This is a genomic window from Roseateles microcysteis, assembly GCF_036880965.1.
Lineage (GTDB): Bacteria > Pseudomonadota > Gammaproteobacteria > Burkholderiales > Burkholderiaceae_C > JAUASW01.
Window position 1 is genome coordinate 104,144 of sequence record NZ_JBAJMV010000006.1, and the last position, 20,521, is coordinate 124,664.

Below are 20,521 nucleotides of genomic sequence, written 5' to 3' on the forward strand. Positions count from 1 at the left end.
ATGGACCTGAGTACGCCCTGCGCGATGAGGGCTAGCATGCAATGAACAACCCCAGGAGTCCTGCAGCATGCGCCTGTTCCCGACCGCCGCCCGCGCCCCTCTTGCCCTGGCCTTTGCCTTGAGCGCCTGCGGAACCACCGAGCCCACCCATCCTCCGACCAAGGAGATGGTCCATGCGGTGACCGTCAACAACCAGTTGATCCATTTCAACGCCGGCCAGCCGCAGAAGATCCTCAGCCGCAAGCCGCTCTCCGGCCTGCTCGCGCAGGACCGGCTGCTGGGCATCGACTACCGTGTAGCCCGCGGCCAGCTCTACGGCCTCGGCGCGAGTGGGCAGCTCTATCGCATCGATACCGCCACGGGCATGGCCGCGACGATCGGATCGCAGGCAGTGCTGACTGGCGAAGGCCGCGAGTACGGCTTCGACTTCAACCCGACGGTGGACCGCATCCGCGTGATCAGCGACACCGGCCTGAACCTGCGCATGCATCCTGACACTGGCGCCATGGTCGACAGCGATCCCGGCCGGCCGGGCCTGCAGCTCGACGGCATGCTGGCCTTCGACGCCAAGGACGCGAACGCCGGCAAGAAGCCGGCCGTGGTGGCCGCCGGCTACACCTACAACAAGACAGACGAGAAGCAGACCACCAACTATGTGATCGAGCGCAGCCAGGGCATCCTGGCCCACATGGGCACGAAGGAAGGTGTGACGCCCGTTGTCTCGCCCAACACCGGCAAGCTCTATACCGTGGGCTCGCTGGGCCTGCCGCCGTTCGACCGCGCCACGCTCGATATCTCGGACATCTCCAACACCGGCTATGCAGCGATCACGCCTGCGGCCGACGCCTCGGGGCGCGCGAGCAGCCGCTGGTACCGCATCGACCTGAAAACGGGCAAGGCACAGCTGATGGGCAGCATCGGCGAGAACGAGCTGGTCGTCGGTACTGCCATCGAACCCTGAATCCGTGCAGTTCGTCGCTCAGCCTGCTTGACCCGGGCCGCGATCAACGATGATCGCGGCCATAGTTTTCTTTGGAGGGAGTTCGAGATGGAAGCCACCGTCGCCACACAACACAACCAGATGGTCTATTGCCACGCCTGTGGCAAGCAGATGCATGTCAGCGCCACGGCCTGCCCCAACTGCGGCGCTGTGCCCAGCGGCCCCCGCGGCAATACCACGCGCCGCATCCTGCCGGCGGTGCTGCTGCTGATCTTCGTGGGCTGGCTGGGCGCTCACCGCTTCTATGTCGGCAAGGTGGGCACAGCCATCCTGTTCATCATCACCCTGGGCGGCCTGGGCCTCTGGTACCTGATCGACCTGATCATGCTGCTCGTCGGCTCGTTCACCGACAAAGAAGGCAATCAGCTCACACTCTGGACTTGAAATTTGTGCCGCCTTGCGGCGGCACAAATTCATCCGTGCAGGATCTTCGAGAGGAATTCCTGCGTGCGCGGCGCGCGGCGGTCGGGATGGCCGAAGAATTCTTCCTTGGCGCAGTCTTCGACGATGCGCCCGCCGTCCATGAAGATCACGCGGTGGCTGACCTTGCGGGCAAAGCCCATCTCGTGCGTGACACACATCATGGTCATGCCGTCCTGGGCCAGCTGAACCATCACGTCCAGCACCTCGCCCACCATTTCCGGGTCGAGTGCCGAGGTCGGCTCGTCAAACAGCATCACCACCGGGTCCATCGACAGGGCACGCGCAATCGCCACGCGCTGCTGCTGGCCGCCTGAGAGTTGGCCAGGGAACTTGTCCTTGTGAGCGCTCAAGCCCACGCGGTCCAGCATCTTCAGGCCGCGCTCCTTGGCTTCATCGGCGCCGCGGCCCAGCACCTTGATCTGCGCCAGCGTCAGGTTCTCGGTCACCGAGAGATGCGGGAACAGCTCGAAATGCTGAAACACCATGCCCACGCGCGAACGCAGCTTGGGCAGATTGGTCTTGGGGTCGGTGATGGTCACACCGTCCACGATGATCTCGCCTTGTTGCACCGGCTCCAGCGCATTGACGGTCTTGATCAGCGTGGACTTGCCCGAGCCCGAAGGGCCACAGACGACGACGACCTCGCCCTTGGCGATCGAGGTGGTGCAGTCGGTCAGCACCTGGAAGGCGCCGTACCACTTGGAGACGTTTCGAATATCAATCACATTCACTCCTAACAGGCCGTGCCGGCCGAGCGCCGGGCCGCCCCAAGCCGGCCGGTCCCCCTCGGGGGGCGGTCGCTGTACTCAGCGACCGGGGGCTCACATTTCTAGCGGATGATTGCAATGCGTTTCTGGAGGCGGCGCACCGCTGCGGACAAGCCGAAGCAGATCACGAAATACACGACGGCGGCGAGCAGATAGCCCTCGATGGGCCGGCCCAGATTCTGGCCCGCAAGCTGGAAGCCCTTGAGCAGGTCGTAGGCACCGATGGCATAGACCAGCGAAGTGTCCTGCAGCATCACGATGATCTGCGTCATCAGCACCGGCAGCATATTTCGCAAGGCCTGTGGCAGCACGATCAGTTGCATCGTCTGCGCATAGCTCATGCCCATGGCCAGGCCCGCAGCCTGCTGGCCGCTGGGTACGCTCAGGATGCCAGCGCGCATGATCTCGGCAAAGTAGGCCGCCTCGAACAGCGTGAAGGTGATCAGCGCCGAGGTCTCCTTGCCGATGGTCTGGCCGGTCAGCACCGGGATCAAGAGGTAGAACCACAGGATCACCATCACCAGCGGCACCGAGCGCAGCGTGTCCACATAGGCCGCCGACACCATGCTCAGCACGCGGCTGCTGGACAGTCGCATCAGGGCCAGCACCGTGCCCAGCATCACGCCCAGCACGGCCGAGATGGCAGTCAGGCGCAGCGTGAACCACAGGCCTTGCAGGATGAAGTCACGCACAAAATCTGCCGTGACGAAGCTGAAGTCCAGGCTGTTCATCGCTTGGCTCCCAGCGTGCCGGGCACGCGCAGCCAGCGTTCAAGCAGGGTCGCGCAGCGCGCCACCACAAAGGCCGAGACAAAGTAGCCGCCCGTCACGGCCAGGTAGACCTCGATGCCGCGCGAGGTTTCTTCCTGAGCCTGCATGGCGAACTGGGTCAGCTCGGAGATCGACACGGCAAAGGCCACCGAGGAGTTCTTGACGATGTTCATCGACTCGCTGGTGAGCGGCGGTATGACGATGCGGAACGCCATCGGCAGCAGCACGTAGCGGTAGGTCTGGGAGAGGCTCATGCCCAGCGCCAGGCCGGCATTGCGCTGGCCGCTCGGCAGGCTTTCGATGCCGGCCTTAACCTGCTCGGCCACGCGCGCCGAGGTGAAGAATCCCAGGCCCATCACGACCAGCCAGAAAGGCGGCAAGGCCGCCATCGGCGGGATCAGCACCGGGACGACGAAGTACCAGAGAAAGATCTGCACCAGCAGCGGCACATTGCGGAACAGCTCGGTCCAGGCTTCGCCGGCATAGCGCCAGCCTCTACCGGGCAGCGTGCGCAAGATGCCGATCACCGTGCCCACCACCAGCGCCACCAGAAGGCCCGCGGCCGAGACGGCCAGCGTCCATTTCCAGGCGCCCAGGAACATGTCCAGGTAGGTCACTGCGCCGCCGCTGCCCAGGCAGCCGGCGACCACGGTTTGTTCGAGGTTGTCCTTGCAGAAGACCTGCCAGTCCCAGCCCATCGCTAGCTTCCCTTCTCCATCAAATGCGAGAGGCCGCCGTTGGCGGCCTCGAAGCGGCGCTTGCGGCGCCGGGCCTGAGCCTTACTTCTTGTAGCTCTCGGCCGGATTGTCGTTCGGCGTGGCCCATGCGGCTTTCGTCACGGCGCTTGGCGTGACGCCGTACTTGGCCAGCATCTTCTCGATCTCGCCGCTCTTCATCAGCGCCTTCAGGCTGTCGTCCACGGCCTTCTTGAAGGCCGGGTCGTCCTTGCGGAACATGATGGCAATGGGCTCCACGGCGAGCACTTCGCCCACGATCTTGAAATCGGCCGGCTTCTTGGCCCGGGCGATATTGCCGGCCAGGATGTAGTCGTCCATCACGAAGGCATCGGCGCGGCCGGATTCCAGCAGCAGGAAGCTGTCGGCGTGGTCCTTGCCGACGACTTCCTTGAAGTCCAGATTGCTGGCTCGCTCCTGGCGGCGCAGCGTCTGTACCGATGTGGTGCCGGTGGTGGTGACGACGCTGCGGCCGTTCAGCTGGGCGATGGAGTTGATGCCCGACGAGGCCTTGACGGCCATGCGGACTTCGGTGACGTAGGTCGTCACGGCAAAGGCCACGTCCTTGGCGCGCTGCGTGTTGTTGGTGGTCGAGCCGCACTCGATGTCGATATTGCCGCCCTGCATCAGGGGCACGCGGTTCTGCGAGGTCACCGCCTGGTAGTTGATGTCGAGCTTGGGCAGGGCGAGCTGCTTCTTGATATCGGCCAGCACGTGGCGGCAGAGATCGACATGGAATCCTTCGTACTTGTTTTCACCGGTGGTGATGGACAGCGCACCCGAGGATTCGCGCACGCCCATGTTGACGACGCCGCTGGCCTTGATCTTCTTCAGCGTGTCTTCGGCCTGCGCGCCCAGGGCCACGGTCAACAGCGACAGGGCCAGGAGGGTCTTGTTCATCAGCTTCTTGCTCGACATGGATTGAGTGCTCCGTCTATGGGAGAAAGGGTGTTGATCGATGGAGATATCAGGCCGCCACGACCACGCTGCCGGTCAGGAAATCCCACAGCGCTAGCGCTGCCGGCTTGGTCCGGCGAGCCACCTCCGGCCGCTCACGGTAGATGCGCAGCTCCATGCTCAGCTCGTACTGGCCGGCCTGGGCTGCCTGCACCAGGCGGCCCGACTTGATTTCCTTCGCAACCGAGCTGGCAGGCAGGAAGGCCAGGCCGTGGCCCTCCAGCGCCATGGCCTTCAGGCCTTCGGCCATATCGGTCTCGTAGATGGCATCCAGGTTCAGCGGCTCGGGCGAGGCCTTGGCGATCAGCTCCACGAGGCGGCCGAGATAGGCGCCCGAGGCATAGCTGAGGAAGGGAATCTTGTGCCCGGGGTGGCCGGGCAGGCGGAACATCGGCTGGCCGTTGGCATCGGCCTTGGCGTAGGCGGCCAGGGTTTCATGGCCCAGCGAGGCCATCTGGTAGCGCTCGGGATCGAGCTGCAGGGGCTGGCTGGCGTGGTGATAAACGATCAAGAGGTCGCAATTGCCTTCGCTGAGCTGCAGCATCGCGTCATGCACGTTCAGCGCATTCAAGCGGCTCTTGATCGCACCAAAGCGCTGGCGCAGGTCCATCAGCCAGTGCGGGAAGAAGCTGAACGCGAGCGAGTGCGGCACCGCGAACTCCAGCATGTCCTGCCCAGCCGACTGGTGGCTGCGCAGCATGTTGCGGGTGGCCTGCAGGTTGCCGAGGATCTCGACCGCCTGAGCGAGCAGGGTCTCGCCGGCACCGGTCAGGCGGGTCGGGTAAGAGGAGCGATCCACCAGGTCCACGCCCGCCCAGGCCTCCAGCGCCTGGATGCGCCGCGAGAAGGCAGGCTGCGTCACATGGCGCAGCTGGGCCGAGCGCGAAAAGCTCCGCGTCTCGGCAAGACTGACGAAATCCTCAAGCCATTTGGTTTCCACCGGGTCAGTGTAGCCGGCCCCACATTCGGGGCATTCCCCCCCGCAGATGGAGGGGGGCGGAGCCGCCGATTCCCCCCCTAGCTTCAGTACAGTCAGCTTACGACCGGATACATGCAGTCCACCGGACCAACAACAAACCCTTGGAGCTAACCATGCGGCTCAAAAAAATTCTGGCTTGCTGTTCGCTGATGGCGGTGGCGCTGAGCGCAAGTGCCAGCGTTGAGTTGACCTTCGAGGATCGGGGGGTCGTTACTGGCGCCGTCGGCAACCCCTACGCAGGCATCACCTTCAGTGGCAGCCCCTTCACCCGTGGCTCGACGCTTGCAGGCGGTACCGGCAATTTCGTTGGCCAGGTAGACGCCAGCCACCTCACGAACAACGTGGCCATGTTCGTGAATGATCCGGCCATTGGTACTGGCTTCAGCTCTTCGCTGACGATCAATGTGGCTGCGGGCTTCAGCACCCTGTTCCAGATGCTTTACACCACGTACGACAGCTGGCCCGGCACCAATGTGCAAATCTTCAGCGAGGCGGATGGCAAGGGCACCTTGCTGGGCTCCACCGGCCCCTTCCCCCTGGTGGACCAGGCCGGCTGCACAGCCCCCCTGGCGTGCAACTGGGGCCTGCTGGACATCGACCTCGACGACAACGTCGCGCATTCGGTCGTGATCACCTCGCCGGACAATGTCTTCTACTTCGACAACATCGTGTTCGGTGACCTGCCCTCCGGCACCACCGATCCCGGCACCGTACCCGAGCCCACCGGTGCCGCGCTGGCCCTGACCGCCCTGGGCGCCCTGGCATTCACACGCCGCCGCCGCAGCTGATCGGCCTCCGCGCCTGATCATGCAAAGCCCGCCTCCGGCGGGCTTTTTGTTTACTGATCGGCGCTGCCGCCGCCCTGCTGCTGCAGCCGCCACATCTGGGCATAGCGTCCTTGCAGCGCCAGCAGCGCCGCATGGTTGCCGCGCTCGATGATGCGGCCGCCCTCCAGCACCAGGATCTCGTGCGCATCGACGACGGTGGAGAGCCGGTGTGCCACCACCAGCACCGTCTTGTTCTGCGCCGCCGCCTCGAGCTCGGCCTGGATCGCGCGCTCGTTGCGTGAGTCAAGCGCCGACGTGGCCTCGTCGAAGATGAGGATGGGCGGGTTCTTCAGGAGCGTGCGCGCAATCGCCACCCGCTGCTTCTCACCGCCGGAAAGCTTCAGCCCGCGCTCGCCCACCGCGGTGTCGTAGCACTTGGGCAGGCTCACGATGAAGTCATGGATGTGCGCAGCCCGCGCAGCCGCCTCGACTTCCTCACGGCTGGCGCCGGGCCGGCCATAGGCGATGTTGTAGGCGATGGTGTCATTGAACAGCACCGTGTCTTGCGGCACGATGCCGATGGCCTGACGCAGCGAAGCCTGGGTCACGGCGGAAATCTCCTGGCCATCGATGGTGATGCGACCGGCACCGACGTCATAGAAGCGATACAGCAGGCGCGCCAGCGTGCTCTTGCCCGAGCCACTCGGGCCCACCACCGCCACCTTCTTGCCGGCCGGAATCTGGAATGACACGTCATGCAGGATGGTCCGCGCGGGCTCGTAGGCGAAGTCCACCTGCTCGAAGCGAACCGCAACATCGCGCAGCTGCAGGGGCTGGGCGTCGGGCTTGTCAGCCACCTCGCGCTCGCGCTCCAGCAGCACGAACATCTTCTCAAGGTCGGCCAGCCCCTGCTTGATCTCGCGATAGATCACGCCGAGGAAGTTCAAGGGGATGTAGAGCTGGATCATGAAGGCGTTGATCATCACCAGGTCACCCAGGCTCAGCCGACCTTGCACCACGCCCTCGGTCGCACGCCACAGCATCAGCACCAGCGCCGTGGCGATGATCAATTGCTGGCCGGTGTTGAGCATGGACAGCGTGCTCTGCGATTTCAGCTGCGCGCGGCGCAGCTTCTCCAGGCTCTCGTCATAGCGGCGGGCCTCGAAGTCCTCGTTGTTGAAGTACTTGACCGTCTCGTAGTTCAGCAGTGAATCGATGGCCCGGCTGTGCGCCACCGAGTCGAGCTCGTTCATGGTCTTGCGGAACTTCGTGCGCCACTCCGTCACCGTCACCGTGAAGGCGATGTAGAGCACCAACGCCGCCACCGTGATGCCGGCGAACCACAAGTCGAACTGCGTGGACAGGAGGCCCAGCACCAGCGCCACCTCGACCAGCGTCGGGAAGATGCTGTAGAGCGAATACGAGATCAGCGAATGCACTGCCCGCGTGCCGCGCTCGATGTCGCGCGTCATGCCACCGGTCTGGCGCTCGAGGTGGAAGCGCAGGCTCAGGTCATGCAGATGGCGGAACACCTGCAGCGAGATGCTGCGCGACGTGCCTTCGGTGGCCTTGGCAAAGATCAGCTCGCGCAGTTCGGTGAACAGCGAGGTCGACAGGCGCAGGCCGCCGTAGGCCAGCAGCAAGCCCAGCGGCAGCACGAGCATAGCCTCGGTCGAGCCAGGCTTGATCGAGAGGCTGTCGATCAGCTGCTTCAACAGCAGCGGCACCCCCACGTTGGCAAGCTTGGCCGCCACCATGAAGCTCAGGGCCAGGCCGACTCGCCAGCGGTATTGCCACAGATAGGGCAGGAGCTTGCCAATGGTAGACCAGTCGGATTTCGGGGCCGTGGCTGGGGCGGCGGTGCCGACACCGGGAACTGCTTGTGATCGCTGCATGAAAGCGATTGTCGGTCCGACACGGTGAACCTACCGATACCGCTCCTGCATGGCCCTGCCAATAATCGCGCCCGTCCTAGCATTACAGGGAGGAAAACATGGACATGCCCCAACTCGCCCGTGCATTGGCACTTGCATTCGCGGCGGCAATGCCGCTCGCGTCAACAGCCGCGGACGCACCGGTTCCGGTAGCGGCCTTCTTTGAACCGCTCGATCTGTCTGGCGCACAGCTGTCGCCATCGGGCCGCTGGCTGGCCGCCATCGGCGCCAAGGCCGGCGAGCGCAAGAAGCTGATCATGCTGGATACGCAGAACCCGTCTGCGCCCCAGATCATTGCGCTGTTCGACACGGTGGACGTGATCGACGTTGAATGGATGACCGACGACACGCTGGTCTTCGAGACGCAAGACATCGAAGACGCCGACAGCCTGCGCAAGCAGCCGAGCATGTTCAGCATCCGTCGCGATGGCAAGGAGCAGCGGCTCCTGATCCGCCGCGAACGGGACCGCGACTTCTCCGCCCGTGGCGCCAAGCCCCTCGAGCCCAACTTCGGCCTGCTCTCCTACGGCGCTGAAGGCAGCGGCGAAATCATCGTCGGTGAATACAAGTACACCAGCATCGACCACGGATACGTCACGCCCTACTACTACAACGTCACCACGCGCGCCAAGCGCCTGGTGATGACGGACAGCCCGCCGCACAAGGAAGTCGGCCGCTGGTGGTTCGATCCGCAGGGCCGCCCCCGACTGGCCAGCGCCACCGAGGCCGGAAAGGTCATCTACTACTACCGCGCTGCGCAAGGCGGCGACTGGCACGAGATCGGCCGCTTCCCCTTCCTGAACCAGGAGTTCACGCCGGCCTTCTTCGATGGCGAGGACCGCTTCTTCGTCTACAAGCTCGACAGCCAAGGCAACTACACGCAGCTGCACCAGTTCGATTTCGCAACGGGCGCGCCCAAGGCCGAGCCGCAGTTCACAACCCCTGGCTACGACACGCGCGTGACGCGCCTGAAAGACCGCGGCGTCGACAAGACGGTCGGCTACCGCGTCCGGCTCGATGACAGCGAGACGCTGTGGATCAACCCGGCCATGAAGGCCTTCCAGCAGCAGGTCGACAAGCTGCTGCCAGGCCGCGTCAACCTGCTCAGCTGCCGCGGCTGCGACACCACCGAAACGGTGCTGGTCCTCTCCTATTCGGACCGTCATCCCGGCGAATACCTGATCTACAGCGGCAAGACCAAGTCCTGGCAGCGCCTGGGCAACCTCAAGGCCGGCATCGACGAGCGCCGCATGGGGCAGACCGACCTGCTGCGCATCAAGGCCCGCGATGGCCTGGAATTCCCGATCTGGGTCACGCGCCCGGCGGGCAGCAAGCCTGACACCGCGCTGCCCACCGTCGTGCTGGTTCACGGAGGGCCCTGGGCCCGCGGCCGCAGCTGGGGCTTCAAGGACGACGCCCAGTTCCTGGCCTCGCGTGGCTATCTGGTGATCGAGCCCGAGTTCCGCGGCAGCAGCGGCTTCGGCGACAAGCTGATGCGGGCCGGCTACAAGCAGTGGGGCATGGCCATGCAGGATGACCTGGCCGACGCCTTGAAGTTCGCGGTCAGCAAAGGCTGGGCCGACCCCAAGCGTGCTTGCATCGCCGGCGCCAGCTACGGCGGCTATGCGGCGCTGATGGGCGTGGCCAAGCAAGGCGATCTGTTCCGCTGCGCCGTGTCCTGGGTCGGCGTGACCGACCCGCGCCTGATGTTCGACGTGCACTGGTCCGACATCGACCGCGACAGCAAGAAGTATTCGATGCCGGAAACCATCGGCGACCCGGTCGCGGACGAGAAGATGCTGGCCGCCAACGCCCCCATCATGCTGGCCAGGCAGATCAAGGCACCGGTGCTGCTGGCCTACGGCTATCACGACCGCCGCGTGCCCATCGTCCATGGCGAGAAGATGCGCGACGCTCTCATCGCTGCCGGCAACAAGCCGGAGTGGATCGTCTACGAAGACGAGGGCCACGGCTGGGCACGGCCGAAGAACAGCGTCGACTTCTGGACCAAGGTCGAGACCTTTCTCGACAAGAACCTGAAGCAGTGACGGAGAATGGCGGGCATGACTCAGCCCGCCATTCCTCCCCTCCCCCACGACATCGGCGGCACCGGCTCGCAGCGCGAGCTGGTGTTGCGCGTCATGCCCATGCCGGCCGACGCCAATCACAACGGCGACGTGTTCGGTGGCTGGATCATGGCCCAGGTCGACATCGCTGGATCGGTACTGCCGGCCCGCATCTCGCGCGGCCGTGTCGCAACCGTGGCGGTGAACGAGTTCGTGTTCAAGCAGCCGGTGTCCATCGGCGACCTGCTGTCCTTCTATGCCTCCATCGTGCGCGTTGGCCGCACCTCGATCACCGTCCACGTCGAGGTGATCGCCGAGCGCAACCCGGCCAACCCGCAGGTGGTCAAGGTCACCGAGGCCAACCTGACCTTCGTGGCCATTGATCGCGAAGGCAAGCCGCGCGTCATCGAACAGCATGCCTGATCTGTTGGTGATGGGCGGCGGAGCCCTGGGCTCGGCCGTCGCCGCCAAGCTGAGTGGGCACAAGGGCTGGCGGGTGCGGGTGCTGGAGCGCGACCCGAGCTATGCGCAGGCCTCGTCGGCCCTGTCTGCAGCCTCGATACGCCAGCAGTTTTCCAGTCCCTTGAACATTGCGCTGTCGCAGTACGGACTGGAATACCTGCGCGGCATGGGCGCTGAGGCCCAGTTCAATGAGCGCGGCTACCTCTACCTGACCGCTGAGCCGGAGCGGCTGCGCGAACTGCATGCATTGCAGGCCCGCTGCGGCGCAGACATCGAACTGCTGAGTCCCGACGCATTGAAGCAGCGCTGGCCCTGGCTGGCGACGCAAGACCTGGCCCTCGGCGCCTTTGGCCGCAGCGGCGAAGGCTGGTTCGACGGCTGGGCCTTGCTGATGGCCCTGCGCCGGCAAGCCTTGGCGGCGGGCGCCGAGTACCTTCGTGGCGAAGCGCTGGAACTGCTGCGCGATACGAGGGGCTGCATCGGCGGCGTGCGCACTGACGTCGGCATCGAACAGGCCGATCTCTATCTGCTGGCCTGCGGCGCCTGGTCCGGCAGGCTGGCGGCAACGGCTGGCCTGCACGTGCCGGTCGAGGCCAAGCGGCGCAGCGTGTATGTCTTTCGCAGCCCGGAGCATGCGCCGCGCAGTCCGCTGGTCATCGACCCGTCCAGCCTCTGGTTCAGGCCCGAGGGCGATGGGCAATTCATCTGCGGCGGCGAGCCGCTGGATAGCCGCTCCGACCTGCCCCTGGACCCCGAAGCGAATCTTTTTGAAGAGCGGCTCTGGCCGGCATTGGCCGAACGGGTGCCGGGCTTCGAATCACTTCGCCTGGAGCGCGCCTGGGCCGGCTACTACGAGATGAATGCGTTCGACGCGAACGGCCTCGTCGGTCCGATGCGCGAATGCCCGAACCTGCACCTGGCTTGTGGCTTCTCAGGCCATGGCTTGCAACATGCGCCAGGTGTCGGTCGGGGCCTCGCCGAGCTGATCTGCGATGGCAGCTATCAAAGCCTCGACCTGAGCCCGCTATCGCCCGACCGAATTGCCGCCGACAAGCCTTACCGCGAACTCAATGTGATCTGAGCAGCGATGCGCTCGGCCAGCGCGTCGGCCCAGAGCTTGTAGCCGGCCGGGTTCGGATGGAACCCATCGGGCGCCATCAGGGCGGCAGCGCCGCCGGGCTGATGCAGATTCGCCGGCGCGGCCTGTACGCCACGGTCCTTGCTGTCAGCCAGGTCACGAACCAGGGCGCGATTCAAGCGCATCGCTTGCGCGCCCAGCAGCCAGCGCAGCGGCTGGGGCAGCAGAGGGAAGGCATGCATCGGCGGCACAGCACTGTGCAGGCTGTAGCGGACGCCAAGGCGCGCCACGGCCAACTGATGCAGCTCGGCCAACTGGCGGGTCCACAGACTCGCACTCACCTGCCCCACGGCGTCGTTGACACCCAAGGCCGTGACCATCACATCGGCCGGCTCCAGCGAACTCGCATCGCGCAACTGCCGGAGGCTGTCCGCCGTGCGGTTGCCCGTGCGGGCCAGCAGTTGCCAATGCACGCTGCCGCCCAATCGCTCGGCGAGCGCGGCCGATAGGCGCCCCGCCAAAGCCTCGCTCTGCGTGGCTGCGCCGACGCCTGCGCCTGACGAATCACCAACGATCAACAGCCGCAGCTTCAGCCCGCCGCTGCCGGCAACACCGGCGCTCGGGCCCGCGGCTTCAGGCAGCTGCAAGGCCGTGCGGCGCACTCGCGCGCCTTGCCACAGGAGCAGCGGCGCGAGCGCGACCTTGGCGAGCACCAGCATCAGCGTGCGGCCCGCATCGTCCTCATTCGAACTTGGAGAAGTCCGGTGCGCGCTTCTGGAAAAAGGCCTGGAAGGCCTCGGTCGCTTCGGGGCTGCGCAGGCGGGCGCTGAAGATCTCGGCTTCCTTCTCGACCGTGGCCCAGACCTGCTCGGCCGTGCCGGCACGCATCAGGCGCTTGCTCTCGCGCACAGCGCTCGGTGCCAGGTTGTTGAAGCGCTCGGCCACGCGGCGTGCATGGGCCACCACTTCGGCTGCCGGCAGCACGGCGTTGGCAATGCCGCATTCCACCGCCTGCTCGCCGGTGAACGGGTCGCCCAGCAAGAGCTTCTCGGCGGCGCGGCGATTGCCCATCAGGCTTGGCACCACCAGGCTGGAGGCAAATTCGGGCACCAGGCCCAGGCTGACGAAGGGCATGGCCAGTCGCGAGTCATCGGCCACATAGACGAAATCGCAATGCAGCAGCAGCGTCGTGCCGATGCCGATGGCAGCACCGTTCACGGCGGCGACCACTGGCTTTTCGCAGCCAAGCAAGGCACGCATGAACTGGAAGACCGGCGCGTCCGTGTCGCGCGGCGGGCTGCCCATGAAGTCTTCGATGTCATTGCCCGAGGTGAAGATCGAGGGCTGGCCCTGGATCAGCACGGCGCGCACGGCCTTGTCGCTGTTGACGGCAACCAGCGCGTCGGCCATGGCCTGATACATCGCCCGGGTCAGCGCGTTCTTCTTCTCGGGGCGGGCGATCTCAATGGTGGCCACGCCGTTGACGGTAGCGGTCTTGATGCTCATCTTGTCTCCTGATTCGATAGGCAGATTGTCAGCCCTTGAGCTGCTGCCAGTGATTGGCCAGATGCATCAGGTGGGCGCGCTCGTACTGCTCGCGCGTGAGCGGGCCGTAGGCGAAATGGGGCTTGAGTTCACCCTTGAAGGCAGCGAAGGCATTCATCGCGTCCAGCAGGCGCTGGATCGAACCCTTGACGCTGTGATTCGCGTCGAGCGCGGGTGCGCCAGGGATCGGGTCTTCCAGCGAATGGCTCATCTTGCCGCGCGCGTCAAAGAAGGCGAAAGCTGTGTTGCCGGCCGTGACCTGGAAGAAGCGCGACTTCGGCTCGGGGAAGCCGCTCATCGAATACTCGATGCTCTGCGCCAGGTGCTGCAGGATCTGCGTCAGCGCCCAGCTGGTGCCTTGCGGCCTGGGCTCGCGAAAGCGCAGCTCCAGCACAGCCTTCTGCGCCTCGGTCCACTTGGTGAACGGGGCCACCAGGTCGCCCTGGCAGCCCGTGAGCAGGGCGGGCGCCGTCAGCAGCGCCCCGGTCTTGAGCAGCTGCCGACGTTTCATCGCGCCCTCCTTCTTGCTTGATTACAGACGCTCAATGATGCCAGCTGCGCCTTGACCGGCGCCGACGCACATCGTGACCATGCCGTACTTGGCACCGGTGCGACGCAGGCCGTGGATCACCGAAGCAGCACGGATCGCGCCGGTGGCACCCAGCGGATGGCCCAGCGCAATCGCGCCGCCATTCGGGTTCACCTTGCTGCGGTCCAGCACGATGCCCTTGCTGTCCAGATCATTGAGCACAGCCAGCGACTGCGCGGCGAAGGCTTCGTTCAGCTCGATCCAGCCCAGGTCGGCGGCGGTGATGCCGGCCAGCTTCAGGGCCGCAGGGATGGCCTCGATCGGGCCGATGCCCATGATCTCGGGCGGCACGCCACGCACGGCGAAGGAGACGAAACGGGCCAGCGGCGTCAGGCCGAAGCGCTTGACGGCGGCTTCAGAGGCGACGATCAGGGCGCCAGCGCCGTCGGACGTCTGCGAGCTGTTGCCGGCGGTGACCGACCCACGGGCTGCGAACACGGGCTTGAGCTTGGCCAGGCCTTCAGCGGACGTGTCCTTGCGCGGGCCTTCGTCGGTGTCGACGATGCGCTTCTTCACGTTGATCGAACCGTCGGCCAGGTTGGGGCTGCGCTCGAGGATCTCGAACGGCGTCATTTCAGCGGTGAAGTGGCCCGCTTCGATGGCGGCCAGCGCGCGGCGGTGCGATTCGAGCGCGAACTCGTCTTGCGCTTCGCGGCTGATCTTCCATTTCTCGGCGACCTTCTCGGCCGTCAGGCCCATGCCGTAGGCCAGGCCGATGTTCTCGTCGCGCTCGAAGATGGCAGGCGGCAGCGACGGCTTGTTGCCGCCCATGGGCACCATCGACATCGACTCCACACCACCGGCAATCATCACTTCGGCCTCGCCGATGCGGATGCGGTCGGCGGCCATCTGCAGCGCGGTGATGCCCGAAGCGCAGTAGCGGTTGACCGTGACGCCGCCGACCGTGTTCGGCAGGCCCGACAGCACAGCTGCCACGCGGGCGATGTTCATACCCTGCTCGCCTTCAGGGAAGGAGCAGCCAATGATGGCGTCTTCGATGGCGCTGGGGTCAAGACCTGGCACCTGGGCCAGCGCCGCCTGGATGGCGCGCGCCAGCATTTCGTCCGGACGGGTGTTCTTGTAGTAACCACGGCCCGACTTGCCGATGGGCAGACGGGTGGCGGCGCAGATATACGCCTCTTGCAATTGCTTAGCCATGATTGTTCAGCCTTTCAGTTCTTGGGGGCCTTGGGTATCCAGGCCCAGACAAATTCACATTCAACCGGGTTCACGCCGGCCTCATCCGTCACCACCACCGACACCGTGACCTCGCCCTTGGCATCAGCCGCCATGCTGGCCCGCTGTGCTTCGGACAAACGCGCCGTCGCGCGCATCGCGCCGGTGGCGCGCTTCTTGAAATCCACATGCATGGACTTGCAAAGCGGCAGGCAGTCGTCGCGCACATTCATGCCGACCACCATGCCGGTGGCCGTCTCGGCCAGCAGGGCCATCGCAGCGGCGTGAACGCCCTGGATGTGGTTCTGGACCGGCCGCTTGTTGGCAATGGCGATTTCCGTCATCGCAGGGGTGAGCGCAACAAAGTCCAGGCCGGCCGTGCCCGTGAAGGGCACAGCGCGGCGCAGGGCCAGGTTGCGCGCCGGCCCGCGCAGCAGTGCCGGCAGCGCTTCAACGCGCTGCAAGGTGCGGGCGAGACGGTTCGGAGTGGCGTTCATGACGGTGGATGAAGCAGCCGTGGATCAGTTGCGCACCGGCTTGCCGGTTTGCAGCATGCCCATGATGCGTTCCTGGGTCTTCGGGTGGTCCAGCAGCGAGCAGAAGTGCTTGCGCTCCAGCGACATCAGGTACTCCTCGTCGACCAGCGAACCGGCCTCCACTTCGCCGCCGCAGACCACATCGGCGATCAGTGCTGCGAGATGGAAGTCGTGCGCGCTGATGAAGCCGCCGTCACGCATATTGGCCAGCTGGCCCTTGATCGTGGCGATGCCCGAACGACCGGCCACCGGGAACAGGGCTTTGGCCGGCGCGCGGTAGCCGGTCTCGAACAAGGCCTTGGCTTGCGCCGTGGCGATGTGCAGCAGCTCGTCCTTGTTGGCCACGATGATGTCGCTGTCCAGCAGGAAGCCGTTCTTCTTGGCTTCGAGCGCGGAGGTGGCGACCTTGGCCGTGGCGGCCGTGGTGAAACCATCCTTCAGGAAGGCGAAGATGTCGGCATCGGCATTGCCAGCCTTGGCCATTTCGGCGGCGCGGCGGGCAATGTAGGTCAGGCCGCCGGCACCCGGGATCAGGCCCACGCCGACTTCCACGAGGCCGACATAGCTTTCCATGTGCGCGACACGGCGGGCGCAATGCACGGCCAGCTCGCAGCCACCGCCGAGAGCCAGGCCGCGCATGGCGGCGACCACCGGCACGTTGGCGTAGCGGATGCGCAGCATCGCGTCCTGCAGCTTCTTCTCTTCCGGAGCGATGCCCTTGGAGCCCTTGCTCATGAAGACCGGCATCAGCGCTTCGAGGTTGGCGCCGGCCGAGAACACATCGTCCGGCGACCAGATCACCAGGCCCTTGTACTTGGCCTCGGCGATCTCGACGGCCTTCAGGAGGCCTTCGGTCACGGTCGGGCTGATCAGGTGCAGCTTGGCGGTGATCGATGCGATCAGTACTTCGCCGTCCAGCGTCCAGACGCGCACTTCCTCGTTCTTGAACTCTTCGGTGCCAGCCTTCAGCGGCTCGACAGCGCCCTCACCCACCAGCGATTCAGGGAATGCCTGACGCTCATAGACCGGCAGCTTGGCGCGCGGCTTGAACTTGCCCTCATGAGCGCTCCAGGAGCCTTCCTTCGAATGCACGCCACCGTTCTCGGCCACCGGGCCTTCGGTCACCCAGGCGGGCAGCGGGGCGCTCGCGAGCGTCTTGCCATCAGCGATGTCGGCCGAGATCCATTCAGCGACCTGCTTCCAGCCAGCGGCTTGCCACAGCTCGAACGGACCTTGGGCAGTGCCGAAGCCCCAGCGCATCGCGAAGTCGATTTCGCGGGCCGTGTCGGCCACGGTGTTCAGGTGCACGGCGGCGTAGTGGAAGCTGTCGCGCAGGATGGACCACAGGAACTGGGCCTGCGGGTTGGTCGATTCACGCAGCAGCTTGATGCGATCAGGCGCAGGCTTCTTGAGCATGCGGGCCACGATCTCGTCCGCCTTCTTGCCGCCGGCCACGTACTCGCCGGTGGCGAAATCGAGGCGCTGGATGTCCTTGCCGACCTTCTTGTAGAAGCCGCCGCCGCTCTTCTGGCCGAGGGCACCCTTCTCGATCAGACCGGCCAGCACCTTGGGCGTGGCGTAGGTGCTGTAGAAGGGGTCGTCCTTCAGGTTGTCCTGCATAGTCTTGACGACGTGAGCCATCGTGTCCAGGCCGACCACGTCTGCCGTGCGGAACGTGCCGCTCGATGCGCGGCCCAGCTTCTTGCCGGTCAGGTCGTCAACGACGTCAACGGAAAGGCCGAACTTCTCGGCCTCGATCATCGTGGCCATCATGCCGGCGATGCCGACGCGGTTGGCGACGAAGTTGGGCGTGTCGTTCGCCCGCACAACGCCCTTGCCCACGGCCGTGGTCACGAAGCTCTCCAGCTGGTCGATCACTTCCGGACGCGTGGTCGGCGTGTTGATCAGCTCCACCAGGTACATGTAGCGCGGCGGGTTGAAGAAATGGATGCCGCAGAAGCGCGGCTTGATTTCTTCGGGCAGCACTTCGCTGAGCTTGGTGATCGACAGGCCCGAGGTGTTCGAGGCGACGATGGCATGCGGGGCGATGAACGGAGCGATCTTGGTGTACAGATCGAGCTTCCAGTCCATGCGCTCGGCAATGGCCTCGATGATCAGATCGCAGTCTTTCAGGAGCTCCAGGTGCTCTTCGTAGTTGGCCTGCTGGATCAGCGCGGCGTTCTCGGCCACGCCCAGCGGCGCGGGCTTGAGCTTCTTCAAGCCCTCGACCGCCTTGGTAACGATGCCGTTCTTGGGGCCCTCTTTGGCGGGCAGGTCGAACAGGATGACCGGCACCTTGACATTGACCAGATGGGCGGCGATCTGCGCGCCCATCACGCCAGCGCCGAGCACGGCGACTTTGCGGACTTGGAATCGACTCACGGAAGTTCTCCTGAAATTCTGAAAGGCTTCTTTACTCGACGCGCACCCAGACCTGGGTGCGGTAGAAGAAACCGATATAGCCGCGCATCTCCATGCGCTTGCCACCATCAACCGGCTTCAGCCGGGTCTTGTAAGTCTTGCCATTGTTGGGGTCGAGGATCTCGCCACCGCCCCACAAGGTCTTGTCGTCTGCATCCTGCTTGACGCTGCGGATGATCTGCAGGCCCACCACGGGCTTGTCCTTGCGGTCGTCCTTGCACTGATCGCATTTGCCATCGGCCTTGCTCGCGTCGAAGATCTTCTCGATGGTGCCGGTGAACACGCCACCGTTCTCGGTGATGCGCACCAGCGACTTTTCGGTCTTGCCGTCGTCGTCGATCGTCTTCCACAGGCCCACAGGCGTGGCCTGCGCGGCAGCGAGGCTGCTCAAGAGGCTCAGGGTGGCGGCGGTGATCAGTGCTTTCATCGGTGGTGTCTCCTGGTGTTGTGATGGCCCGCCGCTGACGTTTGTCTTGTCAGCGGGCCTGGGATCAATGAGGCAAGGACGCAGACTTGTGGATCAGAACAGCGCTTCGTCCATTTCCATCAGCGGGCTCAAGCCCGCGCGGCAGGTGCGGATCAGCGATGCCGTCTCCGGCAGCAGCTTCGCAAAATAGAAGCGCGCCGTCGAGAGCTTGGCGGTGTAGAACGGGTCGCCGCTGTCCTTCTTTTGCAGGGCCACCTTGGCCATGCGGGCAAAGAAGTAGGCGAATGTCAGGTGGCCGACCACGCGCAGATAGTCCACTGCGGCAGCACCCACTTCATCCGGGTTGCCGAAGGCCTTCATGCCGATCTCGGTGGTCAGCTTGGTGACCTTGTCGCCCAGCTCCGCCAGCGGGTTGATGAATTCCTGCATGGCTTCATCGGTACCCTCGTCTTCCACGAACGTGGCAATCTTCTTGCCGAACTTCTTCAGCGTGGCGCCGTTGTTGCCGAGAATCTTGCGGCCCAGCAGGTCCAGCGACTGGATGGTGTTGGTGCCCTCGTAGATCATGTTGATGCGGGCGTCGCGGACGAACTGCTCCATGCCCCACTCGTGGATGTAGCCGTGGCCGCCAAAGACCTGCATGCAATGCGAGGTGGCGATCCAGCCGTTGTCGGTGATGAAAGCCTTGATGATGGGCGTCAGCAGCGCGACTTCGGCTTCGCATTCCTTGCGCTCGTCTTCGTCGTCCGAGCTCAGCGCCTTGTCGAGCTGCAGGCCGACATAGGTGTTCAGCGCACGGCCGCCTTCGGCGTAGGCACGGGCGGTGAGCAGCATCTTGCGCACGTCGGGGTGCACGATGATCGGGTCGGCCGCCTTGTCGGGCGCCTTCGGGCCCGAGAGCGAACGCATCTGGATGCGGTCCTTGGCGTAGGCAACGGCGTTCTGGTACGCCGCTTCGGTCAGGCCCAACGACTGGTTGCCCACGCCCAGGCGGGCGGCATTCATCATCACGAACATCGCTGCCAGGCCCTTGTTGGGCTGGCCAACCATCGTGCCGACGGCGCCGTCCAGCACCATCTGGCAGGTCGAGTTGGCGTGGATGCCCATCTTGTGCTCGAGGCCGCCGCAATAGATGCCATTGCGCTCGCCCAGCGAGCCGTCGGCATTCACATTGAACTTGGGCACGACGAAGAGCGAGATGCCCTTGGAGCCGGCCGGTGCATCCGGCAGGCGGGCCAGCACCAGGTGGATGATGTTGGCGGCCATGTCGTGCTCGCCGGCCGAGATGAAGATCTTGGCGCCGGTGATCTTGTAGGTGCCGTCAGCCTGCGGCTCGGCCTTGCTGCGCAGCATGCCGAGGTCAGTGCCGCAATGCGGCTCGGTCAAGCACATGGTACCGGTCCACTCGCCGCTGGTCAGCTTGGGCAGGTAGGTGGCCTTCTGCTCGGGCGTGCCGTGGGCATGCAGGGCTTCATAGGCGCCGTGGCTCAGGCCCGGGTACATCGTCCAGGCCTGGTTGCCCGAGTTCAGCATCTCGTAGAAGGCCTGGTTCACGATGACGGGCAGGCCCTGGCCGCCGTACTCGGGGTCGCAGCCCAGCGCAGGCCAGCCGCCTTCCACGTACTTGGCGTAGGCTTCCTTGAAGCCCTTCGGGGGCGTCACTTCATGCGTGGTCTTGTCCAGCTTGCAACCTTCGGCATCACCCGAAAGGTTCAAGGGCTGGATCACTTCGGACGCGAACTTGCCACCTTCTTCCAGGATGGCGTTGATGGTGTCGACATCCATGTCGGCATGAGCCGGCAGCAGCTTCAGCTCGTCGACGACGTTCAGCACTTCGTGCATCACGAACTGCATGTCGCGCAGGGGCGGGTTGTACTGGGGCATGGTGGC

At 65.0% G+C, this 20,521-nt stretch carries 20 protein-coding genes; 6 read left to right on the forward strand and 14 right to left on the reverse strand.

Annotated features, from left to right (window positions below):
* Nucleotides 1-67 precede the first annotated feature (67 nt).
* Both V3596_RS17165 and V3596_RS17170 read left to right on the forward strand, forming a co-directional pair.
* Entirely contained in the window at nt 68-961 is an 894-nt protein-coding gene (locus V3596_RS17165; protein ID WP_334279022.1) for a DUF4394 domain-containing protein, read from the forward strand.
* A gap of 87 nt (nt 962-1,048) precedes the next feature.
* Nucleotides 1,049-1,384: a TM2 domain-containing protein gene (locus V3596_RS17170; RefSeq protein WP_334279023.1), complete on the forward strand. Its 336-nt coding sequence runs from the start codon at nt 1,049-1,051 to the stop codon at nt 1,382-1,384.
* 29 nt (nt 1,385-1,413) lie between these two features.
* On the opposite strand, the gene V3596_RS17175 is transcribed toward V3596_RS17170, so the two are convergent.
* The 5 genes from V3596_RS17175 to V3596_RS17195 all read right to left on the reverse strand — a co-directional run bounded on the left by V3596_RS17175 (nt 1,414) and on the right by V3596_RS17195 (nt 5,591).
* Nucleotides 1,414-2,148, reverse strand: a complete 735-nt coding sequence (locus tag V3596_RS17175; protein ID WP_334279024.1) for an amino acid ABC transporter ATP-binding protein — start codon at nt 2,146-2,148, stop codon at nt 1,414-1,416.
* 104 nt (nt 2,149-2,252) lie between these two features.
* Nucleotides 2,253-2,921: an amino acid ABC transporter permease gene (locus V3596_RS17180; protein ID WP_334279026.1), complete on the reverse strand. Its 669-nt coding sequence runs from the start codon at nt 2,919-2,921 to the stop codon at nt 2,253-2,255.
* Complete coding sequence (locus tag V3596_RS17185; RefSeq protein ID WP_334279027.1) at nt 2,918-3,658, reverse strand: amino acid ABC transporter permease; 741 nt, start codon at nt 3,656-3,658, stop codon at nt 2,918-2,920. Before V3596_RS17185 ends, V3596_RS17180 begins: the two co-directional genes overlap by 4 nt.
* An 81-nt stretch (nt 3,659-3,739) precedes the next feature.
* Nucleotides 3,740-4,594: an amino acid ABC transporter substrate-binding protein gene (locus tag V3596_RS17190; RefSeq protein WP_334279337.1), complete on the reverse strand. Its 855-nt coding sequence runs from the start codon at nt 4,592-4,594 to the stop codon at nt 3,740-3,742.
* Between the two features lie 67 nt (nt 4,595-4,661).
* Nucleotides 4,662-5,591, reverse strand: a complete 930-nt coding sequence (locus V3596_RS17195) for a LysR substrate-binding domain-containing protein (protein WP_334279028.1) — start codon at nt 5,589-5,591, stop codon at nt 4,662-4,664.
* Between the two features lie 152 nt (nt 5,592-5,743).
* On the opposite strand from V3596_RS17195, the gene V3596_RS17200 reads away from it, so the two are divergent.
* Nucleotides 5,744-6,418 (forward strand): hypothetical protein, encoded by a 675-nt coding sequence (locus V3596_RS17200; RefSeq protein WP_334279029.1) that lies wholly within the window; start codon nt 5,744-5,746, stop codon nt 6,416-6,418.
* Nucleotides 6,419-6,468: 50 nt separating this feature from the next.
* On the opposite strand, the gene V3596_RS17205 is transcribed toward V3596_RS17200, so the two are convergent.
* On the reverse strand, nt 6,469-8,292 hold the full coding sequence (locus V3596_RS17205; protein WP_334279030.1) for an ABCB family ABC transporter ATP-binding protein/permease: 1,824 nt from the start codon (nt 8,290-8,292) through the stop codon (nt 6,469-6,471).
* A 98-nt stretch (nt 8,293-8,390) separates the two neighbouring features.
* Between V3596_RS17205 and V3596_RS17210 the strand changes: the two genes are divergently transcribed.
* The 3 genes from V3596_RS17210 to V3596_RS17220 are packed head-to-tail and all read left to right on the forward strand — an operon-like array spanning nt 8,391 to nt 11,940.
* On the forward strand, nt 8,391-10,379 hold the full coding sequence (locus tag V3596_RS17210) for an alpha/beta hydrolase family protein (RefSeq protein ID WP_334279031.1): 1,989 nt from the start codon (nt 8,391-8,393) through the stop codon (nt 10,377-10,379).
* 15 nt (nt 10,380-10,394) lie between these two features.
* Nucleotides 10,395-10,820 (forward strand): acyl-CoA thioesterase, encoded by a 426-nt coding sequence (locus V3596_RS17215; RefSeq protein WP_334279032.1) that lies wholly within the window; start codon nt 10,395-10,397, stop codon nt 10,818-10,820.
* A complete protein-coding gene (locus tag V3596_RS17220) occupies nt 10,813-11,940 on the forward strand; it encodes an NAD(P)/FAD-dependent oxidoreductase (protein ID WP_334279033.1) in 1,128 nt (375 codons plus the stop codon). The genes V3596_RS17215 and V3596_RS17220 overlap by 8 nt, the downstream gene beginning before the upstream one ends.
* Here the strand turns inward: V3596_RS17220 and V3596_RS17225 are convergent.
* The 8 genes from V3596_RS17225 to V3596_RS17260 form a co-directional block, all read right to left on the reverse strand.
* Nucleotides 11,916-12,656 carry an SGNH/GDSL hydrolase family protein gene (locus V3596_RS17225; protein ID WP_334279034.1) on the reverse strand — a complete coding sequence of 247 codons (741 nt, stop codon included), beginning with the start codon at nt 12,654-12,656 and terminating at the stop codon, nt 11,916-11,918. The two genes, V3596_RS17220 and V3596_RS17225, sit on opposite strands and share 25 nt — an antisense overlap.
* Before the next feature lie 22 nt (nt 12,657-12,678).
* Entirely contained in the window at nt 12,679-13,443 is a 765-nt protein-coding gene (locus V3596_RS17230) for an enoyl-CoA hydratase (RefSeq protein WP_334279035.1), read from the reverse strand.
* Nucleotides 13,444-13,471: 28 nt separating this feature from the next.
* A complete protein-coding gene (locus V3596_RS17235; protein ID WP_334279036.1) occupies nt 13,472-13,993 on the reverse strand; it encodes a DUF1569 domain-containing protein in 522 nt (173 codons plus the stop codon).
* Nucleotides 13,994-14,014: 21 nt separating this feature from the next.
* Nucleotides 14,015-15,229 (reverse strand): acetyl-CoA C-acyltransferase, encoded by a 1,215-nt coding sequence (locus tag V3596_RS17240; protein WP_334279037.1) that lies wholly within the window; start codon nt 15,227-15,229, stop codon nt 14,015-14,017.
* Between the two features lie 14 nt (nt 15,230-15,243).
* A complete protein-coding gene (locus V3596_RS17245) occupies nt 15,244-15,744 on the reverse strand; it encodes a DUF4442 domain-containing protein (protein WP_334279038.1) in 501 nt (166 codons plus the stop codon).
* Nucleotides 15,745-15,768: 24 nt separating this feature from the next.
* A complete protein-coding gene (locus V3596_RS17250; RefSeq protein WP_334279039.1) occupies nt 15,769-18,165 on the reverse strand; it encodes a 3-hydroxyacyl-CoA dehydrogenase/enoyl-CoA hydratase family protein in 2,397 nt (798 codons plus the stop codon).
* Nucleotides 18,166-18,196: 31 nt separating this feature from the next.
* On the reverse strand, nt 18,197-18,631 hold the full coding sequence (locus tag V3596_RS17255; RefSeq protein ID WP_334279040.1) for a DUF2147 domain-containing protein: 435 nt from the start codon (nt 18,629-18,631) through the stop codon (nt 18,197-18,199).
* Nucleotides 18,632-18,724: 93 nt separating this feature from the next.
* A complete protein-coding gene (locus V3596_RS17260; RefSeq protein ID WP_334279041.1) occupies nt 18,725-20,515 on the reverse strand; it encodes an acyl-CoA dehydrogenase C-terminal domain-containing protein in 1,791 nt (596 codons plus the stop codon).
* Nucleotides 20,516-20,521: the final 6 nt, after the last annotated feature.

Excerpts from the sequence above, each read along its gene's own strand:
- V3596_RS17260 (WP_334279041.1), bottom strand. The coding sequence starts at position 20,515 with ATGCCCCAGTACAACCCGCCCCTGCGCGACATGCAGTTCGTGATGCAC.
- V3596_RS17180 (WP_334279026.1), bottom strand. The coding sequence starts at position 2,921 with ATGAACAGCCTGGACTTCAGCTTCGTCACGGCAGATTTTGTGCGTGAC.
- V3596_RS17235 (WP_334279036.1), bottom strand. The coding sequence starts at position 13,993 with ATGAAACGTCGGCAGCTGCTCAAGACCGGGGCGCTGCTGACGGCGCCC.
- V3596_RS17220 (WP_334279033.1), top strand. The coding sequence starts at position 10,813 with ATGCCTGATCTGTTGGTGATGGGCGGCGGAGCCCTGGGCTCGGCCGTC.
- V3596_RS17190 (WP_334279337.1), bottom strand. The coding sequence starts at position 4,594 with ATGAACAAGACCCTCCTGGCCCTGTCGCTGTTGACCGTGGCCCTGGGC.
- V3596_RS17210 (WP_334279031.1), top strand. The coding sequence starts at position 8,391 with ATGGACATGCCCCAACTCGCCCGTGCATTGGCACTTGCATTCGCGGCG.
- V3596_RS17205 (WP_334279030.1), bottom strand. The coding sequence starts at position 8,292 with ATGCAGCGATCACAAGCAGTTCCCGGTGTCGGCACCGCCGCCCCAGCC.
- V3596_RS17225 (WP_334279034.1), bottom strand. The coding sequence starts at position 12,656 with ATGCTGGTGCTCGCCAAGGTCGCGCTCGCGCCGCTGCTCCTGTGGCAA.
- V3596_RS17200 (WP_334279029.1), top strand. The coding sequence starts at position 5,744 with ATGCGGCTCAAAAAAATTCTGGCTTGCTGTTCGCTGATGGCGGTGGCG.
- V3596_RS17170 (WP_334279023.1), top strand. The coding sequence starts at position 1,049 with ATGGAAGCCACCGTCGCCACACAACACAACCAGATGGTCTATTGCCAC.
- V3596_RS17185 (WP_334279027.1), bottom strand. The coding sequence starts at position 3,658 with ATGGGCTGGGACTGGCAGGTCTTCTGCAAGGACAACCTCGAACAAACC.
- V3596_RS17215 (WP_334279032.1), top strand. The coding sequence starts at position 10,395 with ATGACTCAGCCCGCCATTCCTCCCCTCCCCCACGACATCGGCGGCACC.
- V3596_RS17255 (WP_334279040.1), bottom strand. The coding sequence starts at position 18,631 with ATGAAAGCACTGATCACCGCCGCCACCCTGAGCCTCTTGAGCAGCCTC.
- V3596_RS17240 (WP_334279037.1), bottom strand. The coding sequence starts at position 15,229 with ATGGCTAAGCAATTGCAAGAGGCGTATATCTGCGCCGCCACCCGTCTG.
- V3596_RS17245 (WP_334279038.1), bottom strand. The coding sequence starts at position 15,744 with ATGAACGCCACTCCGAACCGTCTCGCCCGCACCTTGCAGCGCGTTGAA.
- V3596_RS17165 (WP_334279022.1), top strand. The coding sequence starts at position 68 with ATGCGCCTGTTCCCGACCGCCGCCCGCGCCCCTCTTGCCCTGGCCTTT.
- V3596_RS17230 (WP_334279035.1), bottom strand. The coding sequence starts at position 13,443 with ATGAGCATCAAGACCGCTACCGTCAACGGCGTGGCCACCATTGAGATC.